Source organism: Bilophila sp. (genome assembly GCF_057864385.1).
Genome location: NZ_DBMAFI010000015.1, coordinates 55422 through 80737 on the forward strand (window position 1 = coordinate 55422; position 25316 = coordinate 80737).

23 protein-coding genes are annotated in these 25316 nt (G+C 58.1%); 4 read left to right on the top strand and 19 right to left on the bottom strand.

What is annotated here, in order from left to right; translation table 11 throughout:
* Positions 1–280: 280 nt before the first annotated feature.
* Positions 281–1039 carry a sulfite exporter TauE/SafE family protein gene (locus tag ACZM8Y_RS06935; protein ID WP_302551494.1) on the bottom strand — a complete coding sequence of 253 codons (759 nt, stop codon included), beginning with the start codon at positions 1037–1039 and terminating at the stop codon, positions 281–283.
* 102 nt (positions 1040–1141) lie between these two features.
* Between ACZM8Y_RS06935 and aat the strand changes: the two genes are divergently transcribed.
* Complete coding sequence (gene aat / locus ACZM8Y_RS06940) at positions 1142–1822, top strand: leucyl/phenylalanyl-tRNA--protein transferase (protein ID WP_482334141.1); 681 nt, start codon at positions 1142–1144, stop codon at positions 1820–1822.
* A gap of 253 nt (positions 1823–2075) precedes the next feature.
* On the opposite strand, the gene ACZM8Y_RS06945 is transcribed toward aat, so the two are convergent.
* A complete protein-coding gene (locus ACZM8Y_RS06945; RefSeq protein WP_482334144.1) occupies positions 2076–3074 on the bottom strand; it encodes a YheT family hydrolase in 999 nt (332 codons plus the stop codon).
* Positions 3075–4205: 1131 nt separating this feature from the next.
* Between ACZM8Y_RS06945 and ACZM8Y_RS06950 the strand changes: the two genes are divergently transcribed.
* On the top strand, positions 4206–4589 hold the full coding sequence (locus ACZM8Y_RS06950) for a pilus assembly FimT family protein (RefSeq protein ID WP_308771931.1): 384 nt from the start codon (positions 4206–4208) through the stop codon (positions 4587–4589).
* Positions 4590–5046: 457 nt separating this feature from the next.
* Here ACZM8Y_RS06950 and ACZM8Y_RS06955 read toward each other — a convergent pair whose 3' ends face one another.
* The 16 genes from ACZM8Y_RS06955 to ACZM8Y_RS07030 form a co-directional block, all read right to left on the bottom strand.
* Positions 5047–5172 carry a hypothetical protein gene (locus tag ACZM8Y_RS06955; RefSeq protein WP_489501684.1) on the bottom strand — a complete coding sequence of 42 codons (126 nt, stop codon included), beginning with the start codon at positions 5170–5172 and terminating at the stop codon, positions 5047–5049.
* Positions 5147–6436, bottom strand: coding sequence for a histone deacetylase family protein (locus ACZM8Y_RS06960; protein WP_302551490.1), 1290 nt, complete (start codon positions 6434–6436; stop codon positions 5147–5149). Before ACZM8Y_RS06960 ends, ACZM8Y_RS06955 begins: the two co-directional genes overlap by 26 nt.
* A gap of 354 nt (positions 6437–6790) precedes the next feature.
* Entirely contained in the window at positions 6791–7921 is a 1131-nt protein-coding gene (gene carA, locus ACZM8Y_RS06965; protein ID WP_302551489.1) for a glutamine-hydrolyzing carbamoyl-phosphate synthase small subunit, read from the bottom strand.
* A gap of 72 nt (positions 7922–7993) precedes the next feature.
* Positions 7994–8758 (bottom strand): 3-deoxy-manno-octulosonate cytidylyltransferase, encoded by a 765-nt coding sequence (gene kdsB, locus ACZM8Y_RS06970; RefSeq protein ID WP_482334137.1) that lies wholly within the window; start codon positions 8756–8758, stop codon positions 7994–7996.
* A 494-nt stretch (positions 8759–9252) separates the two neighbouring features.
* The gene (locus tag ACZM8Y_RS06975) at positions 9253–10488 is read right to left on the bottom strand and encodes a type II secretion system F family protein (RefSeq protein ID WP_302551487.1); all 1236 of its coding nucleotides are present in this window, start codon (positions 10486–10488) and stop codon (positions 9253–9255) included.
* A 92-nt stretch (positions 10489–10580) separates the two neighbouring features.
* The gene (locus ACZM8Y_RS06980; protein WP_487480089.1) at positions 10581–10721 is read right to left on the bottom strand and encodes a hypothetical protein; all 141 of its coding nucleotides are present in this window, start codon (positions 10719–10721) and stop codon (positions 10581–10583) included.
* A gap of 1013 nt (positions 10722–11734) precedes the next feature.
* Positions 11735–13441 carry a GspE/PulE family protein gene (locus ACZM8Y_RS06985; RefSeq protein WP_482333712.1) on the bottom strand — a complete coding sequence of 569 codons (1707 nt, stop codon included), beginning with the start codon at positions 13439–13441 and terminating at the stop codon, positions 11735–11737.
* Positions 13442–13444: 3 nt separating this feature from the next.
* Complete coding sequence (gene pilQ / locus ACZM8Y_RS06990; protein ID WP_482333710.1) at positions 13445–15070, bottom strand: type IV pilus secretin PilQ; 1626 nt, start codon at positions 15068–15070, stop codon at positions 13445–13447.
* Between the two features lie 54 nt (positions 15071–15124).
* A complete protein-coding gene (locus ACZM8Y_RS06995) occupies positions 15125–15610 on the bottom strand; it encodes a hypothetical protein (RefSeq protein WP_302551483.1) in 486 nt (161 codons plus the stop codon).
* Positions 15611–15625: 15 nt separating this feature from the next.
* Positions 15626–16171 (bottom strand): hypothetical protein, encoded by a 546-nt coding sequence (locus tag ACZM8Y_RS07000; RefSeq protein ID WP_482333708.1) that lies wholly within the window; start codon positions 16169–16171, stop codon positions 15626–15628.
* A 1-nt stretch (position 16172) separates the two neighbouring features.
* Positions 16173–18239: a hypothetical protein gene (locus ACZM8Y_RS07005; protein WP_482333706.1), complete on the bottom strand. Its 2067-nt coding sequence runs from the start codon at positions 18237–18239 to the stop codon at positions 16173–16175.
* 561 nt (positions 18240–18800) lie between these two features.
* Positions 18801–21032, bottom strand: coding sequence for a polyribonucleotide nucleotidyltransferase (gene pnp, locus ACZM8Y_RS07010; protein ID WP_482333704.1), 2232 nt, complete (start codon positions 21030–21032; stop codon positions 18801–18803).
* A 145-nt stretch (positions 21033–21177) separates the two neighbouring features.
* Entirely contained in the window at positions 21178–21441 is a 264-nt protein-coding gene (gene rpsO / locus ACZM8Y_RS07015; protein ID WP_370640740.1) for a 30S ribosomal protein S15, read from the bottom strand.
* Positions 21442–21472: 31 nt separating this feature from the next.
* Entirely contained in the window at positions 21473–22402 is a 930-nt protein-coding gene (truB, locus tag ACZM8Y_RS07020; RefSeq protein ID WP_302551479.1) for a tRNA pseudouridine(55) synthase TruB, read from the bottom strand.
* Between the two features lie 121 nt (positions 22403–22523).
* Positions 22524–22673 (bottom strand): hypothetical protein, encoded by a 150-nt coding sequence (locus ACZM8Y_RS07025; protein ID WP_482333701.1) that lies wholly within the window; start codon positions 22671–22673, stop codon positions 22524–22526.
* Between the two features lie 184 nt (positions 22674–22857).
* Positions 22858–23013, bottom strand: a complete 156-nt coding sequence (locus ACZM8Y_RS07030) for a hypothetical protein (protein WP_487480090.1) — start codon at positions 23011–23013, stop codon at positions 22858–22860.
* A 159-nt stretch (positions 23014–23172) separates the two neighbouring features.
* On the opposite strand from ACZM8Y_RS07030, the gene tsaE reads away from it, so the two are divergent.
* A complete protein-coding gene (gene tsaE / locus ACZM8Y_RS07035; RefSeq protein WP_482333699.1) occupies positions 23173–23667 on the top strand; it encodes a tRNA (adenosine(37)-N6)-threonylcarbamoyltransferase complex ATPase subunit type 1 TsaE in 495 nt (164 codons plus the stop codon).
* 51 nt (positions 23668–23718) lie between these two features.
* Positions 23719–24945 (top strand): aspartate kinase, encoded by a 1227-nt coding sequence (locus ACZM8Y_RS07040; RefSeq protein ID WP_302551477.1) that lies wholly within the window; start codon positions 23719–23721, stop codon positions 24943–24945.
* 3 nt (positions 24946–24948) lie between these two features.
* Here ACZM8Y_RS07040 and ACZM8Y_RS07045 read toward each other — a convergent pair.
* The coding region (locus tag ACZM8Y_RS07045) for a hypothetical protein (RefSeq protein ID WP_482333697.1) at positions 24949–25316 on the bottom strand (368 nt) is incomplete at its 5' end.

A 25316-nucleotide genomic window follows, 5' to 3' on the forward strand; every position in this document is an offset into this window, starting at 1 on the left:
TTGCCCGCATTCCCTGTGGACGATAGAATGCGAATTGTAATATTTTTTGATGGCAAATCCGTTTCGTGCAGAAAAAAGAGAAGCCCGAACAACTCTGTTCGGGCTTTTTCATCTTCCGTCTTTCTTCGCTGCATCGGAGTGGAACGAACTTCTTTCGCGCCGCCTCCCCACCAGTCGAAAGTCTTTGGGGGAGAAGGGGGGAGGTTTGGAGGGGGGAAGAGGGGACTTTCTCCAGAAAGTCCCCTCTTCCCCCCTCCAAGTCCCTCTTTCCTCCTTCCTCCTACCCAGCGAAATAATACTTCCAAATAAGGGAAACGAACAAAATGACGAGCGAGAGGAGCAGAAAACGGCGGACGATGGTCGGGCCGGTACGGATGGCGAGCTGGCTGCCGGTGAGGTTGCCGAGCACGTCGGCCACGGTCATGGGAATGGCGTAGAGAAAAAGCACGTCGCCGTGATACAGGAAGACAAACAGCGAGCCGAGGTTGGAGGAAAGGTTGAAGACCTTGGTCAGCGCGGAAGCCTGAATGAGGTTCATGCGCAGGCAGACGTTGAAGGCGATGATGAAGAAGCTGCCCGCGCCGGGCCCGAAAAAGCCGTCATAGAAACCGACGCTGAAACAGATGAGCGGGGTCAGCAGGCAGATGTCTTTTGAGGTGAAGCTGTCCTTACACGGCTTGGAGCGCCGGGGGATCAGGGTTATCATGGCCGCTACGGGGAGCAGGGCGATCAGGATTTTCCCGGCTGTCTGGGGATCGAAGGCGAGGATGCACTTGCTGCCGACCGCGGAACCGAGCAGGGCACAGGGGATGCCGACGAAGGCCAGTTTCCACAGGATGAGCCCCTTGCGGGCGAAGTTGAGCATGGCCGCGCCCGTGCCCATCGCACCGACGAACTTGTTGGTGCCGAGCGCCTGCTGCGGCGAAACCCCCGCGATCAGGATGGCCGGCAGCCTGAGCAGCCCGCCGCCTCCGGCGATGCTGTCGATGAGTCCCGCAAGAAAGGTGACGATGCAGAGGAGAGATACGGTCAGGAGCATGAAAACTTCCCCGGAGCTGAATACATTGGTGTTGAAAGTCGACAAAAAGCGTAGGCCCCTGTTGCCCCATACGGAAAACCTTCCCCTATGGGAGGGCGGCATATGATATACCGCCTGCATCCCGATTACCCGGAACTGTTTCCTGATCCGGAGGGGGCCGATCCGGAGGGCCTTGTGGCGGTCGGCGGCGACCTGAGCGTCCGCCGCCTGCTGGCGGCCTACAGCGCCGGGATTTTCCCGTGGTATGGGGAAGGCCAGCCTTTGCTCTGGTGGTCGCCCGATCCCCGGTGCGTCCTGTTTCCTGAAAACTTCCGCATTCCGCACACCGTCCGCAGGGAGATACGCAAGTGCGGCTTTTCCGTGACCGTCAATCAGGCTTTTCGCGAGGTCATGACGGGATGCGCGGCTGCACCGCGTTCGGATCAGGACGGGACGTGGATCATGCCTGAAATGGTGGATGCCTACGCCAGCCTGCATGAACTGGGTTTTGCCCATTCCGTTGAAGTGTGGGAACATGACGCGGTCGGAAATACGCTCGTGGGCGGCCTGTATGGGGTCGGGCTGGGGAGGGCGTTTTTCGGGGAATCCATGTTCCATGTGCGCCCCCACGCATCCAAGCTGGCTTTGGTCAGGCTGATGGAGTGGCTGAAAACGCGGCATTGCCAACTGGTCGACTGCCAGATGGCGACGAACCACATCATGCGTTACGGCGCGGAATGTATCCCTCGGCATGATTTTCTGCAACAGCTTCGGAAGGCCCTCCGCCGCGATGGATACGCCTAAAAGAAGGCTCTGAGCATATGGTTGTTCCATCTCCACAGTATGGTAAAAAGCGCGGCTTTTTCCCTCAGTTTTCCGCCGATGGACTTTATGGTTGAGGCATTTTATTGGTTATTCCCTTGGAATTTTTGAGAAATAAGGCACCAGCCGTTTCCTATGTCACAGCCTAAAACAAAAGGCCCGTTCTTGCGAAAGGGCCTTTTGTTTTGCGGCGGTACGGGGGACAGGTTCCATGCCGCCGGGGGATGTAGAAATGTTACTGTATGGTATTGTGTGCGCTTCCACACACGGATTCCAGAAAATCCGCCGCACGCCTCTCTGACCAATAGAGGGCGTTCCCCGGCGTGACGAATCCTACGTGCCCGCCCCAAGGGGGCATTTCCAGCGTCATGGCCGTATTCGTTTCCGCAATGCGGATCGGATAGCAGCCCGGCGAAAGGAAGGGGTCGTCCGAGGCATTGATCAGCAGGAAGGGCACATCAATGTGCTCCAGAAAGCGCAGGCAGCCGCTTTCGCACCAATAATGGCGTGCGGAACGAAAGCCGTGCAACGGGGCGGTATAGCGGTCGTCGAATTCACTGAACGTGCGGATGCGGCCGAGCCCGTCGATGCCGATCTGATCAGGGAATCGGGAATGTTTTGCTTCGACCTTCCGCCGCAGCGTCCGCAGGAAATAGGCCATATACGGAGCACGGGAGGGCAGGGAAAGGACTTCCGCCGCGCCTTCCATGTCGCACGGGACGGAAAGGGCGACGGCGGCGCTTACCTGCGAAGGGATGGCCCGGCCGCGCTCTCCGAGGTACTTGAGCGTTTGGTTGCCGCCCATGCTGAACCCCACAAGCACGATGCTCCCGTAGCCGAGGGAGACGCAGTGCCGCACGACAAGGTGCAGATCATCCGTTTCCCCGCCGTGGTAGAGCGGAAGCGTGCGGTTCATTTCGCCGGAACACCCCCTGAAATTCCGGGCCACCACATCCCAGCCCCGGCGGTTGAGGGCTTCCGCCATGCCGAGCATATACCGGCGTGTGCTGTTCCCTTCGAGCCCGTGCGACAGGATGGCTACGCGCCCGGAACGGATGCCCGCACAGGCGGGGATATGATCAATGTCGATGAAGTCGCCGTCGGGGGTCTCAAGGCGTTCGCGCCAGAGGGAAGGCAGAGGGGGATTGCGGAACAGCACGGGCCAGATGGTTTGCAAGTGACCGTTACGTAACCATATGGGAGAATTATAGGACGAATGATTGACGACGGGCATGGCTTCCTCATAGCGGTTACATGGTTGTCCCTTGTTGTACACCATACCGCGCCATCTGCCCACCCGGTTAGACAGCCTGAGGCGGCCCTGAGCGAAAGGCGGAATCGGCACTGCTTTTATCCCGAATCAGGGCAAAGATTCATCGCGGGGGGCCTTACGTTTCATTCGTTGTGGCGGCATGGCGTTTTTTGAGGGGGGGGACATGCGGCATCCATTCGTATGCGGCCGCATCACGAGATATTTATTTTTTAATGGATTATAAAAATATTTTTAATTTCAAATGGTTAAAATAAAATTTTGGCTGTGCCATAGAAAACGGTTGATGCCTTATTTCTTGAAATTCCAAAGAAATAACCAATAAAATCCTCCAATCATGGAGCCCACCAGCGGAAAAATTGGAGAAAATATATATTTCAGTAGGCTCTGTTATATACATGGTTATTTCATCTCCTCAGCACGGTGAAAATACAGCCTTTTTCTCCAGTTTTTCCCTTGGCGGACTTTATGGCTGAGACATTTTATTGGTTATTCTCTTCGAACTTCAAGGAAAAAGGCATCAACCATTTTCTATGATACAGCCTTTCAGTATGTTACTGAGACAAAACAACCATATAATGACAGAGCCAAATTTTTATTGAAAACGTGAATGCCTCCGCATCACGGCAACGTGGACTCAGCAGGGGAAGCCTTGCGATGATGCCGCCATCCCTGTCAGCCCTTTTGTTTCAGCTTATACAGACCTGCCGGTTTCGTTTTGCGCCTTCCGAGGCAACGGGATAAAGGAATATGTTTCCCTTATATAGATGTTTGTTTCAGGGAGAACAGAAAAATACGATAATTGTTTATCTATAAACATAAAACGATGTTTCATTGCGTCAGAATGGTTTTTATCCAGAGCGGGTGAATCACTTTTTATTCCTAATAATATGTAATCAATGATGGATACTAAAAAAGCAGATAGGATTTGGCGTTTTTCCCACCCTTGGCGGCACGATAAGGAACAAGCTTTTTTGAACTAAAATATGTATTAGTCTATTTTTCTCAACTGATATAGACAAAAAAATGCAGAGGCATTATTGATATGCCTTTCTTCGTTTTATTATTCCTATCTTCGTATGTTGAGGAAAATGTATGCAAAAAACTAAGAAAGGGCAGTTGGGGTTTACGCTTATTGAAATCATTTCGGTACTGGTCATTTTAGGCATTCTCGCCGCCGTCGCGGTGCCGAAATATTATGATCTGCAAAAAGAGGCGGCGGACAAAGCGGCCTCTGCTGTTGCTGCCGAGGCTATTGCCCGGTATAATATGCGTTTTGCCAAAGAGTTGCTTACAGGTAACAAGACATGCAGCGATGCGTCGCATGCTGCGAAGATAGAAGCTTTTGGCAATGACGGTGACGCAGCGGACTATGGCACGGATTGGAAAGTTACCTATGAGGGTAGCAAAGTCACGGCAACGAATGAAGCGATTGGCGGGACATACACAATCGACTTTGAAGAGCCCCTCTGTGATTAACGGATGGCTGTATCATAGGGGATGAGCGTTTCATCTCCACAGCGGAGTGAAGCCCACAGCTCCCTTCTTCCGTTTTCCGATAGCACAGCGTTATGGCTGTGTTTTTACTGATTCATTATTTGAAATTTTAAAAAGGAAATGCCAGCCGGTTACTCTGACGTAGCCTGATGGATTATTATCCCAGGTTGTGTCGTTATATTATCTATAATTATTTGAAATTATTAAATTATTTTTTAGGTTGCAAGAATTTATTTTAAATAATTTCAAATAGTTATATATTGAATGACGACGCAGCCTAGGCGGTGTCATAGAAAATGGTTGATGCTTTTTTTTGAAATTCGAAGGGAATAACCAATAAAATGTCTCAGTCATAAGTCCGCCAAGGGAAAAACTGGATAAAAAGGCTGTATTTTCATCGTGCTGTGGAGATGAAACAAGCACGTACTATAACAGAGCCTTATCCTAAAGGAGCCTCCCCCTCTTCAAGAAGGGGAGGCTCTCTCTCTCTCTCTCTCTCTCTCTCTCTCTCTCTCTCTCTCTCTCTCTCTCTCTTGCGTTTATTGGCCGCCGATGCACAAGACATGCGCGTAGCGGCCCGATTTTTTACCGGTCGTTTCCACGAGGCGATGTGCAAGATCCCGGCAATGCTGGCAGGCGTTGCGAGGCAAAAGCAGGCACAGGCTTTTATCGACGCGATCCGACGATGTTTCGATGCAGGTCAGGCCGGGGCAATCGGGGCAGAGCCGTATGCCTTCATTCTGGTGTTCGCTGAGGCCGTCGGTGTCGTAATAGATGTCCCGCTCGCGCCGCCACCATTCGCCGTCGCGACGGCCTTCGGAGGGGCGGGACGGCGGGTTGTGGTACTGATTCAGAACATCGTCGCAGAGGCGCGAAATGTATTCCGTGACTTGCGGGCGCTGCCTGAGCGCCTTGGCGTCGTGATCCGGTTCATGGACGTGTTCAAACGGCAGGCCCGCCAGCGCGAGGCAGATGCCGAGATTGACGTAGGGCAGGGCGCCGCGGATGGAGTAACCGCCCTCAAGCACGGCGATATGCGGATTGAGGAGCGCATTCATGGCGGCGTAGCCGTGCGCGGAAAGCTGCATGTTGGTGAGGGGATCGGTATAGTGGTTGTCTTGCCCCGCCGAGTTGATCACCAAGTCGGGTTTGAACGCCTCCAACAGCGGCAGCACCACGTTTTTTGTAACGTATAGGTAACCTTCGTCCCCGGTTCCGGGCGGAAGAGGGATGTTCACCGTCCGCCCAAGCGCGCCGGGGCCGCCGCATTCCGGCAGGAACCCCGTGCCGGGATACAGCGTCCTGCCGTCCTGATGCATTGAAATGAACAGCGTATCGGGATCGTTCCAGTAAATGTCCTGCGTGCCGTCCCCATGATGGCAGTCGGTATCAACGATGGCCACACGCAGCGGCCCGAAGCGGCTGCGCAGGTTTTCGATCATCACGGCTTCCATGTTCACGTTGCAGAAGCCGCGGTTGCCGTGGGTGACGCGCATGGCGTGATGTCCCGGAGGCCGCACCAAGGCGAAGGCCCGTTCACGTTCCCCGGAAAGCACGAGCTCACCGGCCCGGATGGCGCCTCCCGCCGAGGCGAGGTGCGATGCGGAGCACACGCGCCCGACGTTCGGCAGGCAGAAGTGTACCCGCTCGATATCTTCATAGGTGGCTACGCCGGGTTTGTACTCGGTAATGCCCGGAAGGTCGAACAACCCTTCCTCACGGAGCTGATCCTGCGTATACAACAGGCGCTCTTCGCGTTCCGGATGCGTCGGGCTGATCGCCCAGTCGAACGCCGGGAAGAAGACGACGCCAAGGGTTCGTTTGTTCATGGGGATATTCCTTTGTGAGATAACCGGGGCAGGGAGAAGAAAATCCCTGAAAAGGGAGCCTTTTTCCTTCCTCCGGCCTCCATCCTTCATCTTCCCAGACAGTTCGGCTGGTGGGCGAGGCTGTGCGGAGGGAGTTCGTTCCAGCGGAAGAAGAGAGCCTTTTGTTTGAGGAAAACGCCCGAACGTGTGAACGCTCAGGCGTCTGGATATGCGGGGAAATCCGATCAAGCAGGCGTTCAATGAGGCCAAACGCCTTGGGTGAGGAAGGGCCGTATGTACAGCTTTGGGGATGGGGAGGGAGAACCGTAGGGTGCCCTTCCCCAGAAAAGTCCTCCTCCCCTCCCCAATAAAAAACTAGAACCCTACCGCGTCGCGCACCATGCCACGGAAGCGGGCAAAGAAATACTGGCTGTCGATGGGGCCGGGGCAGGCTTCTGGGTGGTGCTGCACGGCAAGGATGGGCTTGGTCTTGTGGGCAAAACCTTCCAGCGTACCGTCGTTCAGGTTTACATGGGTGACGATCACATCGGAAACATTGTCGATGTCCACACAGAAGCCGTGATTCTGGGAAGAGATTTCCACATGCCCGGTCGCGAGATCCTTAACCGGGTGGTTACAGCCGTGGTGGCCGAATTTCAGCTTGCGGGTCGTGCCGCCCAAGGCATGGCCGAGGAGCTGATGGCCGAGGCAGATGCCCGCCACGGGATAGCTTTCGACAAGTTTCTTGATGGTCACAATCTCGTCGGTGAGGGTCGCCGGGTCGCCGGGGCCGTTGGACAGGAACACGGCCTGAGCGCCGCTGGCCTTGACCTGTTCGGCTGTGAAGGACGGCGGGACGACCAGCACGTCGAAGCCCTGCGCGGTCAGAAGGCGCAGGATGTTCCACTTGATGCCGAAGTCATAGGCCACGAGGCGCGGGCCTTCGCCCGGCCAGTTGTAGGAGCCGTCGGCGTTGAGTTCGGCGGGGACGCCGCCGTTGCCCGTCCACTTCCACGGCGTAGCGGGCATTACGCGGGTGACGAGGTTCTGGCCTTCCATTGAAGGCAGGGACTTCGCCTGCATGACGAGCTCGGCGGGATCGGTGATGGAGGTGGAAACCATGCCGCGCATGGCTCCGTGCATGCGCAGGTGGCGGGTTAGGGCGCGGGTGTCGATGCCCTCGATGCCGGGGACGCCGTGCTGTTGCAGGAAGTCGGGCAGGGAACACACGGAGCGCCAGTTGGAGGGCGTCTTGCAGCACTCTTTGACGATAAGGGCCGCGGCGTGGACTCTGCCGGATTCCATGTCTTCGGCATTGATCCCGTAGTTGCCGATCAGGGGCCACGTCATGCACACCATCTGGCCGTAATAGGAGGGATCGGTAAGGATCTCCTGATACCCGGTCATGCCGGTGTTGAAAATGACTTCCCCGCCGCCCTCACAGGGGCCGGTAAAGGAACGTCCTTCAAGTACAAAACCGTCTTCAAGAGCCAATAGCGCCTTCATTCCGTCTCCGTTATGTTGAAGCGTGGCGGCAGTCCCGCCGTTGCATTTGTCAAAGTCGCGCCTGCACCCGCATCAGCGGACGCAGCTTTTGCAGGTGTGCTCCGCGAGCAGCCCGCGGATGGTTTCCAGATCTTCCGGGGTGTCCACGCCGTGGGCTTCATAGCCTTCCACGCGGACTACGCGGACGGGGACGCCGTTTTCCAAAAAGCGCAGTTGTTCCAGTTTTTCCCGCTTTTCCAGCGGGGACTGCGGCAGGCCGACGAACCGTTCCAGCGCCCCCATGCGGAAGGCATACAGGCCGATGTGCCCCAGGATTTCCCCGTCCCCGCCCTCGCGGTCGAAGGGGATGCGCGAACGGGAAAAATACAGCGCGTCGCCGTTGGCCGCCGTCACGACCTTCACCTGATTGGGGGAAGCCGCACGTTCCGGCGAAATCGGCGTGGCGAGGGTGCTCACCTGCACCGTCAGGTCAAGGAAAGGCTGCACGAGCTGCCCGATGACGGCGGGGTCCAGCGCGGGCTCGTCGCCCTGTATGTTCACGATGACGGCGTGGGGCTCGACGCCGAGCTTTGAAGCGGCCTCGAAAACCCGATCCGTTCCGCTGGCGTGGTCGCGGCGGGTCATGACGCAGGGGATTTCCCATTCAAGGGCGGCTTCCGCAATGCGTTCGTCGTCCGTGGCAAGCACGATGTCCCTGAGCACCGAGGCGCGTTTCGCGTGGGCGTAGACATGCCAGAACATGGGGCGCCCCCAAATGTCGGCAAGCGGCTTTCCCGGAAAACGCGAAGAATCGTAACGCGCCGGAATGATGCCGTAGCATGGAATGGATGTGTTCATCTTTCCCCCGTGGGCCGATGCCCGTTCCCCGCAGGTATAGCAATATTCCTTTCCGCAATAAACCCTTTTTTTGAAGCGGGGTATGGACGGAAAAGGATACCGGAGGGGCGGGGAGGGCTTCCGTGACGGCTCATGGAGATCGGCGGAGTGCGGCGCTTCATGCGGAGGCTGCCGTCCCTCGGTCCGCCGGAGGAAATATGCGGGGCAAGGCGGACTGGAATCCTTGCCGCAGAAGAAAAGGGCTTCATACAGGGGAAGGCTGTGCCATAGAAGATGGCAGATGCTTTTTTCTTGAAGTTCCAAAGGAATAACCAACAAAATACCTTAGCCACAGATTCCGCCAAGGGGAAAACTGGAGAAAGGGGCTGTATTTTCACCATACTGTGGAGATGAAGCAGCCCCATGTCATGGCAGAGCCAAAGGGGAAAAGCCGCTGAAAGGAGGGGAGTCCCTTTCCCGTGAAAAGAGCTTTCCTGCGGCCTCGCTGTCCGGCCTTAATATCCGCCGGATGCCAGCTTGGTCATGTCCCACATGGGCATGAAGATGGCGAGGGCGAAGAAGCCGACGACGGCGGCGAGGACGACGATGAGGATGGGGCCGATGGCTTCGGTCATTTCACCCACGGCGTACTCAACCTCTTCGTCATAGTGGGCGGCGAGATCGTCAAGCATGGCCTCAAGGTTGCCGGCACCTTCGCCTACGGCAATCATATTGATGGCCAGCGGCGTGAAATAGCGGGCGCTGCTGAGCGGTTCCGCGATGCCTTGGCCTGATCGGAGTTTTTCCTTGATGGCGGAAAATTCCCGTTCCAGCGCGGCGTTGTTGATGGTTTCTGAAAGGATATCCAATGAATCAAGGATACTGACGCCGCTGCGCTGGAGGATGGAAAAGATGGCGGCGAAACGGGCCATGATCGACATCTGGACGACCTTGCCGACGAGCGGGAGGGTAAGCAATGCCCGGTCCCACAGATAACGGCCCCGGCTTGTCCGTATCCACCAGCGCGCCCAGAAGAATATGCCGACGGCAGCCGCCAGCAGCAGATACCAGTAGCCGGACAGTGCGGCATTCATGGCAAGGGCCATGCGCGTCGGGTACGGCAGTTCGATTTTGGCGTTGGCGAACAGCTTGGCGAAGTTCGGGACTACCCAGTTGAGGAGGAAAAGAAAGGCCCCGGCCAGCGTGATCAGCACGATTTTGGGGTAGCGCAGGGCTGATTTCACGTCGCTGTGGATTTTGTTTTCGTGTTCCAGCAGGTAGGTGAGGCGATCCAGCACGCCGCCCATCGAGCCGCTGAATTCGCCAGCCCGGATCATGGCGCAGTAGAGCGGGGAGAAAATATCAGGATGCGACCGGAATGCGTTATACAGCGTACCGCCCGTGCTTACCTGCTGCGCGATGTCCGCAGTGGCGGATTTGAGCGTGGGGTTTTCCGTCTGCGTCTGGAGGATGCCCAGAAGCTGCGTGATGGGGACGCCCGCGTTGAACAACGTGCGGAACTGTTTGCTGAACAGGATGATCTGTTTGCAGGTGACCGGTTTCTGGAAGAGCCTTTTGAGGCGCTTGCCCTTCAAAGGGCCGTCCTGACGGGTAACCCCAGTCGGCATGAGGCCGCGGCCAAGCAGCGTTTGGCGCGCCTGTTCCGCGCTTTCGGCCTCAACATCGCCGGTGAGCGTCACGCCTTCGTCATTGATCGCCCGGTAGGCGTACGTATGTTTCAGATCCGCCATGAGTGTCCTTTGCATAAACGGGGGAGGGGAGAAGGGCCCCTTCTGGAGAAGGGCCCCTTCTCCCCTCCCCCGAACCCCCTCCCCTCATCCCCCTAAGACTTTCGACTGGTGGGGAGGCTGTCCGGCAGGAGTCCCTTCGTATGGTTGGCCTGAACGGTAAGAAAGCATTTGGCGATGTCCCCGTTTTGCCGGTGTCCGGTACGGTTCAGGATGAGCATCGCAGGCTTTGTCATAGAATATGTCCGATATTCATATATCTAATGAATAATTATCGTTTATCTATTTTTCTGTTGACTGCTTTTGTTTCAGAACAGTTTATTGTTTTTTAGGCTCTGTCATAGCATTTGATTGGTATGATTTTATAGGAGTTGGCTTTGTTGAATTTTTAAATGTGGTTGCTGTAATTTTAACAATGAAAATATTTTCCCCGACATTTTTTTAAAATTACATAAAATGAAATGGCAATATATTGATATGGCAACGACGTTTTTTTATTGTCAATTTTAATAAGTACATCATAATTTATCATAGAATGTGATTGTTATATATTTATAGTTATAAAAATACAGCCGTTTCCTTCAATTTTTCCGTCAGTTGAATCTATGGATAGGGTATTTGTTGTTTACCATTTTGGAGTTTCAAGAAATGAAACATCAATCATTTGCTGTGATACGACCAATACGTAACGCAAAAAAGAATAGCCCTATCAGAGTATGTGGTTGCTTTTTATCTCTATAATATAAAGAATTACAGACTGTTATTCAGCTTTTTCGCTAATTGTCCCAATGGTTGGGGCATTTTATTGTTTATGGCTCTGTTAGAGTATGTGGTCGTTTAGTTTTTACAATATACTGAAGATATAGATTTTTTGTCCAATTTTTCCCGCTGGGAGGCTCTTGATTGGGGCATTTTACTAGGCCGTGTCGTCAATTAGATATAGTCTATTGAAATTATTTAACTGTTTTTAAGCCGCAAAAGAGTTATTTAAAATAATTTCAAATGGTTATATTAAACGACGACACGGCCTAGTTATTCCTTTGGAATTTTCAAGAAATAAAGCATTAACCGTTTCCTATGACACAGCCAAAAGCATATTTTCGGAACATCGGCAACTTGCCCCAGCAGCCGCCCGACAGGGACTCCTTTCGTGCGGCCTCCCCACCAGTCGAAAGTCTTGGGAAGGGAGGGGGTACGGGGGAGGGACAACCTTTCTTCAGAAAGGTTTCCCTCCCCCGGCTCTCCCTTTTTATACCATAGCAAAGCGGAGGGCTTCCTCGACGGTGGTGATCCCGGCGCGGATCTTGTGGGCCGCGTCCTGAGCGAGGGTGTTCATGACGCCCTGCCGCTGGGCGATGGCGGAAATCTCCTGCGCGTGGGCCCGGCGGACAATGGCTTCTTGGATTTCCGGCGTCACGGGCATCACCTCAAAAATGCCGATCCGGCCCAAATAGCCAGTGTTCCCGCAATGGTAGCAGCCTTTCCCGCGCCGGAAGGCCGCCCTTTCCCCATCCTTGATTCCAAAAAGCCTGAGCAGGGCGCGGGGCGGATCATAGGGCTCGGCACAATGGGGGCACACTTTGCGGACAAGGCGCTGGGCAAACGAGCAGAGGAGCACGGACGCGACGAGGTAAGGCTCAATGTGCATTTCCATGAGCCGGGAGACGGCGCCGGGCGCGTCGTTGGTGTGCAGGGTGGACAGCACGAGGTGCCCGGTGAGGGCCGCCTGCACGGCGATCTGCGCGGTTTCGCCGTCGCGGATCTCGCCCACCATGATCACGTCAGGGTCCTGACGCAGGATGGAGCGCAGGCCGGAGGCGAAGGTCATGCCCGCCCGGACGTTGAGCTGAACCTGCCGGATGCCGTCAATGCGGTATTCGACGGGATCTTCAAGCGTAATGGCGTTTACGTCCGGCTTGTTGAGAAGCTGGAGGATGGAATAGAGGCTGGTGCTCTTGCCGCTCCCGGTGGGGCCGGTGGACAGGATCATGCCGTAGGGCCTTTCGAGCGTTTTGAAAATGGCCTTGCAGTCCTTGCCGCTCATGCCGAGCTTGTCCAGCGTGTGGACGTGGTTGGTGCTCATATCGAGCAGGCGCATGACCACGTTTTCGCCGTAGATGGTCGGCAGGGTGGAGACGCGGACGTTGATTTCCCGGCGATCCACCATCATGGTGAAGCGCCCGTCCTGCGGCAGGCGGGTAACGGAAATGTCCATGTTCGCCAGAATCTTGATGCGCGAGACGATGGAGGCCCCGACGTTTTTCGGGGGCGAAGGCGTTTTGCGGAGCCTGCCGTCGATGCGGAAACGGATCTGGATGGAATCCTTTTCCGGGCTGATGTGGATGTCGCTCGCCGATTCGCGTACCGCCTGCGTCAGGATGGAGTTGACGAGGCGGACTACCGGGGCTTCGTCGGGCTGGCCGAGCTCGTCCCTGGGTGTTTCGCTGGCGATGAGCAGGTCGTCGGACGCCACGGGCTGATCGGGCAGGGCGGCAAAGCTCTCCATCACCCCGTCCATCGTGTTGAAATGGCCGTACAGCGCGGCGTAGAGCTGGGTGAACTCCTGCCGGAGGCACATGACCGGCTCCACTTCCCGATCCGTGGCGATTTCAATGCGATCCAGCGCGTCAATGTCCAGCGGGTCTATCATCGCCACGACCAGCACATCCCCACGGATGAGCAGGGGGACGGCATTGGTGCGCTGCGCGGCGTCGGAGGGCAGGCGCTCGGAAAGGGACAGGTTCAGCGGGAAACGGGAGGGCGTATAGCGCTCGATGCCCGTTTGGCGGCACACGGCGTCCACAACGTCGCTCTCACGGCAGATCCCCTGCTTGATCAGGTATTCGCCGAGCTTCAAGCCGCTGCTGCGCTGGCCTTGGAGGGCTGTTTCAAGCTGGTCGGCGCTGAGCAGGCCGGAGTCCAGCAGCAATTCTCCGAGTCTCATTCGCGTATGCATGCGCTATCTCCTCACGGCCCCGGCCGGGGGTGTGGGAGACGCCCCGTTTCGGAGCGAAGGGCTTTCGCTCATGGAAGGCGCGGGCGGGAGCGGCGGAATCTCGCGCGTGGGCAGGATTTCCGGCGTGATGAAGATAAGCACTTCCTCCATCGCCTTGCCCTTGCTCTCGTGGCCGAAGACGTGCCTGCCGCCGGGGATGTCCTTGAGACCGGGAACGCCCGCGTTGACGTCCGTGCCCTTTTCCTTGGTCAGGCCGGAAATGACCACGGTTTCGCCGTTGCGCATGATGAGGGTCGTCTCGGTCTGCTTCTTGATGATGAAGGGGTTGCCTTCCACGGAACGGGAGGTGTCCACCTCGTCCTTCTTGACCAGCACCTTGAGCTTGAGGTTGTCGCCGTCGATGACGTTGGGCGTCATCTCAAGGCGCAGTACCGCATCCTCGAATTTGACTTCACGGTCGCCCATGTTGCTTGTGGAGACATAGGGGACTTTTTCGCCGTTCTCGGTGTAGGCCATCTTGTTGTCCAGCGTGGTGATGGAAGGCGAGGACAGGATGTTGATGGTGCCGTCCTTTTCCATGAGGTTGAGCTGGGCTTCAAGCATGCTGCCTCCGGCCTTGCCGAACAGGAAGCCGAGCGAACCCATGTCGTTGGATGCGATGCCGGAATAGTCGAGGCCGAAAGGCGTTCCGCCGAGGCCGGAGCCATGCGTCCCGGTCAGGCCGCCGGTGACGGGGTCTTGCCCCTGCGTGCCGGATGCGCCGGAACCGATCCATGCGTGGTTGCCGTTGCCGAAGGAGCCGGAGCGCCAGACGCCGCCCCACTGCACGCCGAGTTCGCGGGCGGTTTCCTTGGTGGCTTCCACAATGTAGGCTTTGAGGTGAACCTGAGGGCGCGGGCGGTCGAGGTTGTCCACAAGCCTGATGATGCGCTGCTGATCCTGCTCCGTAGCCTGTATGATTAGGGCGTTGCTGTGTTCGTCCACTTCGATGACGGCGGCCTGCCCGCCTTGCCCGTTGGCGGCGGTAAGGAATTTGGTGAGGCTCTGCTGCAGGGCCGCGGCTTCGGCATAGCGCACGCTGACCACGCTGACGGTGAGCGGCGAATTCTGGCGTGAGATGAGCTCCTGCTGGGCAAGCTGGTTGTCGAGCGTCTGGAGGTTGATTTCCTTCTGCTTTTCCACGGCGGTCAGGACTTGCAGGATATTGCCCTGCCAGCGGTATTGCAGGCCGTTGGAGCGCAGCAGCCCTTGGAACACGTCCCGCCACGGGGATTTCTGGACATTGAGGCTGACCGTCCCGCCTACGCCGGGGCTGAGTATGATGTTGACCCCGGCGGCGGCCGCGAGGCTGCGCAGGGCGACGCCGACATCCACGTTATGGAGTTTGAGGGTAACGGGGATGGCGGGCAGGGGACGGGGCACGGCCTGTTCCCGTTTTTCCGCGTGGCGCATGATCACACGGGGTTCGGGGCGCAGATCGGAGGGCGCGGGCGAATACCCTTGTGAATCCTGCGAAAGCTGCTTCCAATGATCCATGAACGGCTGCTTTTTGTCTTGCTTGGGGGAGCAGGACGCCAGCAGGCAGAGCATGGCTAGGAGACAGAGGAAGGAAAAGGGCCGTTGTCGCATAGTATTCTCCGCTCGCCGCCGGGTCGCGCCGAAGCTGTTCGTTGAGAGGCGAGGTTAGTCGTCCCCGGAGTAGGGCAGGGTCCACTCGGCATTCCGCGAAGGCGAATAAAGGCGCACGCCGTCGGGATCGATGAACCGGATCACGTCGCCGGTATTGGGGAGCGTATCGCCCACGCCGTATTCCAGCCCGCCGATGATGGCGAGGGCTTTCTTCCCGGCCTGCACATAGCCGGAATAGACGAGGCCCGAAGCGTTTGCGGATGCCGCCTGTTTCGTGTCCGGCAGCCCGCTTGCCGGAAGGGTGAACGGATTGCGTGGGGCCGGGCGCAGCGAAGAGGCGAGGATGTAGCGCTGGCCTTCCGAGAGCGGGAGGGCCCGCAGGAGTGCTGCGACTTCCCCGGCGGCTGACTGGGCTTGCCTGAGGGAACTGTCCGTGCCGGACGGCGCAGGGGAAGGCAGCATCGAAAGGCCGGACTGGATGCCTCCCCCCATGACGGAGGCCCCCATGACCGCCAAAAGTATCTTTTCCCGAAGCGTCATCGTCTCAGCCCCTTATCAGTGCCGCAGGATGTTGGCCGGCTGCGTGAATGTGGCCCAAATCCCCAGTGAATATGCGGGGTGCGCTTCGGAAGGGGTGACGTTCAGGAATTCCATGCCGGAAAGCCACGGCTGTTCGCTCAGCAGGAGGACAAGCCGCCGGAAATTTTCGGGAGGGCCGGAAAGGGTGCCGTCCAGACGGATACGGTTCTTTTCCACAACGGTTTCGGCGGCGGGGACGAAACGGGAGCTTTGCATCCCGGAAAGGCTGACCATTTCCTGGAGTGAGGCGATGATGAGCGGCAGGGTATCCGGCGTCGGCAGGGGGGTGGCCGCTCCGAGGAGTCGCCGGGTTTCCTCGCGCCGGGCATTGAGCCCTTCCATGAGCGGCTGGAGGGTTTCCTGTACCTGTATCCGGTTTTCGAGCTCCTTGATTTCCGCTTCGAGCTTCCACGTGCAGTAGCGGAGCGGGGCGAGGCAAAACAGCAGCACGCCCAGCGCCGCCACGCCCTGAAGGGCGAGGGCCCTGAGGGGGAACCATGCCGGGACGGGCGGGAGGCGCATGTTACACCAGCCTCAGGGTTGCGACGAAGGAGAGGATTTCCGTATCCGTCTGCTGCTTTTCCACAAGCAAGGACAGAACCATAGGCGAGTGCTCCAGTTGGCTGAGGAATTCCGCAAGCTGCGATTCGCGCCGGAGCATGTCGCCCACTGCGCTCCCAGTGAGCACGGCGACGGCGTTTTCTTCGGGTTCGGATGGCTTCTTCGTGCCGCGCCGCGTTTCCTGTCTGCCGGAGGCCATGTCCTTGAACATAACCCGCATGCCTGTGATGTGGATGCCCTCAGGGGTGATGGCCGAGAGTTCGGTCACGAGTGCGGCGGCGATACGGCGTTTCGCCAGCATCCGGGCCTGCACCTGCCATTTCCGGGTATCAGCCAGGCTGCTCCTGAGCTGATCCGGCGTGTAGAGCACGGGCCACGAGGCAATCCGGTTTTCCAGCTCGGCCTTGTGCGCCTTTCCGTCCAAATAGCCCATGTACAGCTTGCCGCAGAAGGCCAGAAGCAGCATGAGCGCGGCGGTCGTAATCACCATTGAAAGGGACGTGATCCGCATCTGCCGTTCCCTGCTTTTCCGATCCTTGCAGGTCATGAGGGCATTGGGCGTATACGCGGGGGCGGAGAGGCTTAGGCCGATGGCCTGAAGCAGGTTTTCATTGGCGGGGCTGGACAGCGCCTTTTCCAGATCCGCAGCCGCGCCGGGCATAGCCTGCCCCTCGAAGCGGAGCGGGCGGCAGGGGAGGCCAAGGGCGGATTCAAATCGTTTCAGCGCAAGCGCCATGCACCCTCCGGGGGCGGACACGATGACGCCTTGGATGTTCGGCATCCCCATAGCGTTGCGGAAGTGGTCGGCGGTGCGTTCCAACTGCCGCGCCAGCCTGCCGAGAGGCTGGGAAAGACGCAGAAGCAGGCTTTCCTCTTCTTCGGGAGTGCGGAGCCTGTTTTCGCAGAGGAGACGCAGGCCTTCTTCATAGGAAATGCCGTTATCCGGGGGCTGTTCGGCGGGGACGGAGGAAAGGGGCGTTGCGGGCGGGGGAGGCGCGGCAGCCATATCCATTGGCGGCTGCTGTGGCAGGGACAGTTCCAGCGGCAGGGGTTCCGGCCGCAGGATCAACGGGAACGAGTCTACGGACAAGGTGAATGGCGAAACGGCCTGCTGTTCGGGGTGGGGCCCGGCAAGTTCCCCGCCCAACGCCTCCATCGGCAGGTGCTGCGGCATGGGCGGCACGACTGGGGGCGGAGTTTTTTTGCGGCGTCCGCCGCCGTGGGATTCCTGCAATGCGGTGACGAGGCTTTTCAGCCCGGTTTTGATGGTTCGGCTGAGTGCGATGCCGGTGCCGGAAAAGATCCCGATGCGGGTGGAATCCTCCCCGATGTCGGCAAAGGCGAAATGTTCCCACGGCGAGGCCAGCCACCCCGAAGCGAACAGGTTTTGTGCGCAGATGTTCCCGGAAGTGATGCCCGCCGGGGAAACGCCGGCTGCGGCGAGCGTATGCCTGACGGTGTTGACCGCGTCCTTGTTGGCGATCATGGCGGTGACGGGGAGGCGGGGCACGCCCTTGTCCAACACTTCGGCGCCCACACGATAGTCGAAGATGGTTTCGGCCTCGTTGAACGGCTTTTCCCGGCCCGCGGCCATCATGGCGATGGCGTCGCGATCTTTGGGGCTGACTTTGGGGATGCGGTAATGGCGGAGTTCGTCCTGCCCGTCAGGAAGCCGAACCCATATGTCCGCGTCGCGCCCGCCGCGGGGAAGGAAGGCGTCCAGGGCTTCGCGCACCCTGTCGGCAAGGCCCGGCGTTTCCCATCCCATGTCTTCAGGGATAGTGAAGCTCTGGACGGCCTCAAGGATTGGTGCGCTTCCGGTGCGGCATTGCGCAAGGCAGATCCTGCCCTTGCCGACATCCATCCCCACAACCGGGCGCTCTTTGCCGAACAAGGAGCGGTGGGGCGCGGCCGGGGGAACAGGGAGGGGAGAGGCGAAAGAAGCTGAAGGGTCGTCTTTTGGGGGTGTACTGCGGATATGATCCGGCAGCTTCCGTACGGCACTGGCCTGACTTGTGGATAAAGACACGTTAACACCCCGTGGGCTATCAATTGGGATGGAATGATAGCCGTCAATGGTGGTGAGAGCAAGCGGGTTCTTGTTTATTTTGCCGGGAGGGGGCGTTAAAACGCGGCTGAGGCGGAATATAGAATATATCTCCGCTTAGTTATGGTTTTTCATAGAGAAGGTGTTGAAAAAGCCGTTTATCCCGGTACGGGGTACAGGACAAGAGTGCGGTCGATCCAACAAGCCGGAGCCCATTCCAAGCACTCCGGCAACGAGGGCGGCACGTTACAGAGACATGCACCTTTTCGATGATTTTCCAAAGGCCGTGCCGTAGAAAACGGCTGATGCCTTATTTCTCGAAATTCCAAAGGGATAAACAACAAAATGCCTTAACTGTGGATTCCACCAATGGGGAAACTGGATAGAAAGGCGGTATTGTCACCAAGTTATGGAGATGGAGCAACCGAACGTCACGACGGAGCCAAAGCGAAAAGGGGGAAGAAGCATATGCTTCCTCCCCCTTTTCAGAGGCCGGGAAGGGGCTTCCCGGTGGGTACCGAGGCCGGGCCTCAGTTTGCTGCGTTAATCACGGCGGGGACGGCGTTCGCGGCGTTCACCGCGATCCCCACGGTCTCCGCGGTGGTCGCCTTCGCCGCGCGGGGCGCGGGCGGGGCGGGCGGTGTCTTCGGGCTTCCATTCGATGCCCTGTTCTTCGAGGAGGACGGCCTTGCGGCTGGCGCGGATGCGGTCGCCGTTGATTTCGATGACCTTCACCAGCATGTCTTCGCCGAGGTGGGCCACGTCGGAAGCCTGCGCCACGCGGCTGGTATCAAGCTGCGAGATGTGCACGAGGGCTTCGACATTGGGCATGATTTCCACAATGGCGCCGATTTCCAGCACCTTGCGGACCTTGCCCATGTAGTTCTTGCCGAGGTCGGGGCGCTGGTCGTAGTACTGCACCAGTTCCTTGGCCTGCTCCATGGATTCGGCGGTGGGGGCGAAGATGGAAATGCGGCCGCTGTCCTCGATGTCCACGGAAGCGCCGGTGGCGGCGGTGATCGCCTTGATGTTCTTTCCGCCGGGGCCGATGATCATGCGGATGACTTCGGGGTTCACGAAGACTTCGGCATGCTGCGGGGCATACTTGGAGAGTTCGGCGCGGGGGCCGTCGATGGCCTTCTTCATTTCGCCGAGGATATGAAGGCGGGCTTCATGCGCCTGACGCATGGCCTTGCGCATGATTTCGGTGGTCAGGCCGGTGATCTTGATGTCCATCTGCACGGCGGTCACGCCTTCGGCGGTGCCGGCGATCTTGAAGTCCATGTCGCCGAGGGCGTCTTCATCACCGAGGATGTCGGTCAGCACGATGAAGTTGTCGCCTTCCTTGATGAGGCCCATAGCTACGCCGGCGACCGGAGCGGAGATCGGCACGCCCGCATCCATGAGGGACAGGCAGCCGCCGCATACCGCGGCCATTGAAGAGGAGCCGTTGGATTCCAGCGTTTCGGCCACCACACGGACGGTGAAGGGGAAGCCGTCACCCGCGGGGATGATGGGCTTGAGGGCTTTTTCGGCCAGCGCGCCGTGGCCGATTTCGCGGCGGGACACGCGGACGGGCTTCACTTCGCCCACGGAGAAGGGCGGGAAATTGTAGTGCAGCATGAAGGTCTTGGTCACGTCGCCGGTGAGCGAGTCCATGCGCTGGTTGTCCGTGGAGCTGCCGAGCGTGGTCACGCACATGGACTGCGTTTCGCCGCGCGTGAACAGCGCGGAGCCGTGGGCGCGGGGCAGGATGCCGGGCTGGATTTCGATGGGGCGCACGGTCTTGGTGTCGCGGCCGTCGATGCGGGTGCCTTCCTCAAGGATGCGCTTGCGCACGACCTTCTTTTCGATGTGCCCGATGATGTCGCCGACGGAGGAAAGGGCTTTTTCGTCTTCGCCATAAGTCGGATCGGCTTTGAGGGCTTCGACGATTTTTTCCTTCACGAGTTTGCGGGCATCCTTGCGGGCCAGCTTTTCGGGCACGCGCATGGCGGCTTCGAGGCCGGCTTCGGCGGCAAGCTCTTCGATGCGGGCGAGCAGGGCCGCGTCGTCTTCCTGCGGGGTGAAGGGCATCTTCGCCTTGCCCGCGAGCTCACGCAGCTTGACCTGCGCTTCGACGAGGGGCTGGATTTCCTTGCGGCCCCATTCGAGGGCGTCGATAATCACGTCTTCGGGAACGAAGGTGGCTTCGCCTTCAACCATGACCAGCGCGTCGGCGGAAGCGGCGAACACGATGTTCAGGTCGCTTTCGGCCATTTCCTTGACGGTGGGGTTCAGGACGAACTGGCCGTTGATGCGTCCGATGCGCCCGCCGGCAACGGCTTCGGCGAAGGGCAGGGGCGAGAGCATGACGGCGGCGGAAGCGGCCGTGATGGAGAGCACGTCGGATTCGTTTTCCTGGTCGGAGGAAATGACGCTGGCGAGCACCTGCACGTCTTCGGGCAGCCCCTTGGGGAACAGCGGGCGGATCGGGCGGTCGATGAGGCGGGAAACGAGGGTCTCGCGCTCGGACGGACGGCCGATTTCGCGGCGGAAGAAGCTGCCGGGGATACGGCCCGCGGCATACATGCGCTCGGAATATTCCACGGTCAGCGGGAAGAAGCCGCGGTCGAAGTCGAGGGGCTGTGAACAAACGGTAACGAGCACGACGGTGCCGCCGCACTGGATGGTAACGGAGCCGTGGGCCTGCGTAGCGACGCGGCCGGTCTCAAGGATGATTTCCTTGCCGCCGATGGTGGCGGAAACCCGGGTGGGGGCTTTTCTAAAACTCATGGTGAATCCTTTTCTCTTCGGGAAGGAGACTCCGGGAACAATATCGATCCAAACGTCGATCCTGTTCGCGGAAACTCCTTCTCATGACGGGTTGAGGTTGATGATGTGGAAAGGGGGAGCCCAAGGCTCCCCCCTGAAAACGCACTTACTTGCGCAGTCCCAGCTTTTCGATGAGAGCGCGGTAACGCTGAATATCCTTGCTCTTGAGGTAGTTCAGCAGGTTGCGGCGCTGGCCGACGAGCTTGAGCAGGCCACGGCGGGAGTGGAAGTCCTTCTTGTGTTCCTTGAAGTGCCCGGTGAGGCCTTCAATGCGGGCGGTAAGCAGGGCTACCTGAACTTCCGGGGAGCCGGTGTCGCCTTCATGCTTGGCGTGAGCTTCGATAACAGCCTTTTTCTGGGCGGCGTCCATAACCACAGCGATATCCTCCGAATGGGTTGCGTTAGTTCCAAAGTCCCCTGAGCACTCTCCAGGCCGGGCCGCCTGGGGCGGCTTCGGCAAGCGCGAGCGGCTGCCCGTCGGGCGAGAGCAGGACGGCATTGGCGCCGGGGACGCACGGGATGTCCGTCCCGTCCTGTGCTCTGGAACGCGCGCGGCGCGCCTCCGTCCACACAAGGATCCTGCCGTTTTTCGTGTCCGCCTCTTCCTGCCCGGTCACGGTGATCGTAGGCCAGTGGGGGAGGGCGGCGGTCACGGGGATGACCCGTTCAGGCAGCGTTTCGGGCTCGGCGAGCAGCGTGTCCAACGGACACGCCCTGTCGAGGCCAAAGGGGTGGCTATACTCCCGAATCAGTTCCGTGAGCACGGCTCCGCACCCCAAACGCGTCCCCAAGCTGTGGGCGAGGGATCGTATGTAAGTGCCGGAACTGCAAATGACTCGGAAAGTGACGTACGGAAGCTCAACCCTGAGGACTTCCGCACGCGAAATTTCGATGGTCTTGATTTTGAGCGGGGTTTCTTTCCCCTCCCGTGACAGCTTGTAGAGGGGCTGGCCTTGATGCTTGGCCGCCGAATAGGGCGGTACTGGCTGTTCGCTCGTGCCCACCCAGCCGGCGATGACGTCGGCCACGGCTTCGGCTGTCACATGATCCCACGGCGCTTCGGCGGTAATCCGGCCTTCGGCGTCCCACGTATCTGTAGTCTGCCCAAGCCGGACAGTCCCCTGATAGGCTTTGACGCCCCCCGCCATGAGATACCCGGAAATTTTGGTCGCATGCCCAAGGAGCACCAACAAAACGCCCTGAGCCATCGGGTCCAAGGTGCCTGCGTGTCCTATCTTTTTCTGCCCCAACCGTTTGAATCGGTTGGTACACTGGGCGGACGAGAGCCCGCGTGGCTTGTCGACCACAAGAAGACCGTGCTGTTGTTCCATATGAGGTGAGCACTCTATACGTTTTTTCCCCGGCCGTCCAGTGGTTCTTGTGAGAGATGTGGAGGCCGAAGGCATTTGGTGACAGCGCCTTCCAGATGGTGGTTTCCTTGTTTCATACCGGCTATCCCTTCCGTTCCGGCGGCTTTTGGCTGACGGATATTCGGATTGGCCCTGCCTGTATCTGGCTGTTTTTATAGGCTGTGCCATAGAAAATGGTTGATGCTTTTTCTTTGAAGTTCCAAGGGAATAACCAATAAAATGTCTCAGCCATGAAGTCCGCCAAAGGGGAAAACCGGAGAAAAAGGCTGTATGTTCACCGTGCTGTGGAGATGAAGCAGCCACGTACTATGACAGAGTCTTTATAAATGGCTGTCTTATCCCCACAGGATGGTGAAACTGCCGACGTTTTTTCCTGTTTTCAGCCGATGGGCTCTATACTCAGGCATTTTATTGGGTTATCCCTTCAGGATTTCAAAAAATAAAGCATCAACCTTTTCCCTGATCCAGTCTTCAGGTTTGCCTGCCGTTCCGGGCCGTCCGGCGGCCCCTTCAGGGATGGGCATGGGGAAGCGTTGAGTTTCCTTCAGGTTTCCGGTAATCGGAACGGTCATCTTTGTTTGCGGATGGTTTCAAGAAGAGATGGTTTAATGGGATGGCTAGGGCGGCTTCCCGCAAGGGCATGGCGGCAAACGCTGAGGCCATACGGTTTCTTGCTGCCGAGGGCCTGTCGGCTTTTTGATTTTCCCCCGACTTTTAATAAGGATTTTCTCATGGATATATCCCTTCCCGATGCCGAATCGACCGTCGGGCTCGGCAGGCAGCTTGGCCGGGTGCTGAACGAACAGTATGCCGAGGGCGGCGAACAGGTTCACAGCATATTGTTTTACGGCGATCTCGGCTCAGGCAAGACCACATTCACGCGCGGCCTCATCGAAGCCCTGCCCGGCGGGGAGAATGCGGAAGTTTCCAGCCCGAGCTTTACCTTATGCAACAGCTATCCTACGACGCCCTCCGTCATCCATTGCGATCTGTACCGCTCGGAGGGCGCATTGCCTGATGAAGTGGATGAGGCGCTGGATACGGAATCAGGACTGGTGCTCGTCGAGTGGGCCGAGCGGATTGCGACCGAGAATTTGCCCCCGAAACGTCTGGACATCCTGTTTCAAGTCTGCAAAAATAACAGGTTGGTAACGCTGTCCCCCTATGGGAAGGCGGCGCACTGCGTATTGCAGAAACTGGCCCGTCTCCGCGATTCCGGGGAATGACGGCAAAGAGGAAGGGTTTCTGCCTCACAGGTCACGATGAAGGACTCAGCTATGCGTATTCTGGTACAAAAATTCGGAGGGACGTCCGTAGCCGACATCGACCGCCTGAAAATGGTGCGTGGTAAGGTGAAAGCCGCTCTGGATCAGGGATACAAGGTAGTCGTGGTGCTTTCCGCCAAGTCCGGGAAGACCAATAAACTGCTGGATCTGTCGACCCGTTGGGCCGCAGAGCCTGATCTGGCGGAAGTGGACAGCCTGCTCTCCACGGGCGAGCAGGCCTCAGTCGCGCTTTTCAGCATGTTGCTCAAGGACTCCGGCATCAAGGCCCGTTCGATGCTCGGCTGGCAGATCCCGATCATCACGAACGATGAATTCGGTCGTGCCCGTATCCTCTCCATTGATGCCTCCCGTATCCGTAAAGAGTTTGAGGCGCACGACGTGCTCGTGGTCGCCGGTTTTCAGGGTACGACGGAAGACGGGCGCATCACCACGCTCGGCCGTGGCGGGTCCGATACGTCCGCCGTGGCGCTGGCCGCCGCTCTGGATTCCTGCGAGTGTGAAATCTATACGGATGTGGACGGGGTCTATACGACGGACCCCAATCTGTGCTCCACGGCTCGCAAACTCGATCGCGTCACCTATGAGGAAATGCTTGAAATGGCTTCCATGGGTGCAAAGGTATTGCAAATCCGTTCTGTGGAGTTCGCAAAGAAGTATAATGTTCCCGTTCACGTGCGCTCCACGTTTTCTGATGACCCGGGAACGCTGGTCGCCCAGGAGGACGCCATGATGGAAGCCGTGCTCGTCTCCGGCATTGCATATGACAAGGATCAGGCCCGTGTAACCGTATGCGGGGTTCCTGACCGCCCCGGCGTCTCCGCCGCCCTTTTTGCGCCGCTGTCCGAAAACGGCATCATGGTCGATATGATCATCCAGACCGCCAGCCGCGAAGGGGTGACGGACATGACCTTCACCGTGTCCCGCAAGGATCTGGAGAAAGCCATTCATCTGATGAAGGAAATCGTCGCGAGGATCGGCGGCACGGGCGTGGAACACGATCCCTACGTCGCCAAGGTCTCCGTCATCGGCGTGGGCATGCGCAACCACACCGGCGTGGCGACCAAGGCCTTCGCCGCCCTGCAGCAGGAAAACATCAACATCCAGATGATCAGTACGTCCGAGATCAAAATCTCCTGTCTGATCGATGAAAAATACACCGAACTTGCTGTCCGCACCCTGCACGATGCGTTTGAACTGCACAAGCCTGATCACGCCTAGCCGTCAGGCAACTTGATGTGAAGGCCCGGAGAGTCCACTTTCCGGGCCTTTTTTTCTGAGTATCATCCCGGAAGCGTATATTCTCATAGTGCAATAAAACAAAAAGGTTGGATACTGGAAAGAAAATATTTTGGAAAAAATCAAAAAATGGTTGACAGAGGGCGGGGTCTGGGGCAAGGTATGCAAATGCTTCGGCTGCGAGTTGAAAACAACCTGCAGTTGTTGTGTCGTCGCTGTGAAAGCGCGGTGACGGTTTTTTGAAAAAACGGAAAAAAGTTGTTGACAGCGAGAAGGTGTCGGGATAAGTTCCCGCTTCTGCGCCGGGGAGAAATCCTCAGGCGCGCCTCGAAAAAAACTTCGGGGTTTGAAAA

Bases quoted from the DNA above. Each gene is read 5' to 3' on its own strand.
- kdsB (WP_482334137.1), bottom strand. From the start codon at position 8,758: ATGAACACATCCATTCCATGCTACGGCATCATTCCGGCGCGTTACGAT.
- truB (WP_302551479.1), bottom strand. From the start codon at position 22,402: ATGGAACAACAGCACGGTCTTCTTGTGGTCGACAAGCCACGCGGGCTC.
- ACZM8Y_RS06985 (WP_482333712.1), bottom strand. From the start codon at position 13,441: ATGCATACGCGAATGAGACTCGGAGAATTGCTGCTGGACTCCGGCCTG.
- ACZM8Y_RS07000 (WP_482333708.1), bottom strand. From the start codon at position 16,171: ATGCGCCTCCCGCCCGTCCCGGCATGGTTCCCCCTCAGGGCCCTCGCC.
- ACZM8Y_RS06980 (WP_487480089.1), bottom strand. From the start codon at position 10,721: ATGACAAAGCCTGCGATGCTCATCCTGAACCGTACCGGACACCGGCAA.
- rpsO (WP_370640740.1), bottom strand. From the start codon at position 21,441: ATGGACGCCGCCCAGAAAAAGGCTGTTATCGAAGCTCACGCCAAGCAT.
- ACZM8Y_RS07025 (WP_482333701.1), bottom strand. From the start codon at position 22,673: ATGGCTGAGACATTTTATTGGTTATTCCCTTGGAACTTCAAAGAAAAA.
- carA (WP_302551489.1), bottom strand. From the start codon at position 7,921: ATGAAGGCGCTATTGGCTCTTGAAGACGGTTTTGTACTTGAAGGACGT.
- pnp (WP_482333704.1), bottom strand. From the start codon at position 21,032: ATGAGTTTTAGAAAAGCCCCCACCCGGGTTTCCGCCACCATCGGCGGC.
- ACZM8Y_RS06995 (WP_302551483.1), bottom strand. From the start codon at position 15,610: ATGACGCTTCGGGAAAAGATACTTTTGGCGGTCATGGGGGCCTCCGTC.
- ACZM8Y_RS06935 (WP_302551494.1), bottom strand. From the start codon at position 1,039: ATGCTCCTGACCGTATCTCTCCTCTGCATCGTCACCTTTCTTGCGGGA.
- tsaE (WP_482333699.1), top strand. From the start codon at position 23,173: ATGGATATATCCCTTCCCGATGCCGAATCGACCGTCGGGCTCGGCAGG.
- ACZM8Y_RS06975 (WP_302551487.1), bottom strand. From the start codon at position 10,488: ATGGCGGATCTGAAACATACGTACGCCTACCGGGCGATCAATGACGAA.
- ACZM8Y_RS06950 (WP_308771931.1), top strand. From the start codon at position 4,206: ATGCAAAAAACTAAGAAAGGGCAGTTGGGGTTTACGCTTATTGAAATC.
- aat (WP_482334141.1), top strand. From the start codon at position 1,142: ATGATATACCGCCTGCATCCCGATTACCCGGAACTGTTTCCTGATCCG.
- ACZM8Y_RS06960 (WP_302551490.1), bottom strand. From the start codon at position 6,436: ATGAACAAACGAACCCTTGGCGTCGTCTTCTTCCCGGCGTTCGACTGG.
- ACZM8Y_RS06955 (WP_489501684.1), bottom strand. From the start codon at position 5,172: ATGTCTTGTGCATCGGCGGCCAATAAACGCAAGAGAGAGAGAGAGAGA.
- ACZM8Y_RS07040 (WP_302551477.1), top strand. From the start codon at position 23,719: ATGCGTATTCTGGTACAAAAATTCGGAGGGACGTCCGTAGCCGACATC.
- ACZM8Y_RS06945 (WP_482334144.1), bottom strand. From the start codon at position 3,074: ATGCCCGTCGTCAATCATTCGTCCTATAATTCTCCCATATGGTTACGT.
- ACZM8Y_RS07030 (WP_487480090.1), bottom strand. From the start codon at position 23,013: ATGACCGTTCCGATTACCGGAAACCTGAAGGAAACTCAACGCTTCCCC.
- pilQ (WP_482333710.1), bottom strand. From the start codon at position 15,070: ATGCGACAACGGCCCTTTTCCTTCCTCTGTCTCCTAGCCATGCTCTGC.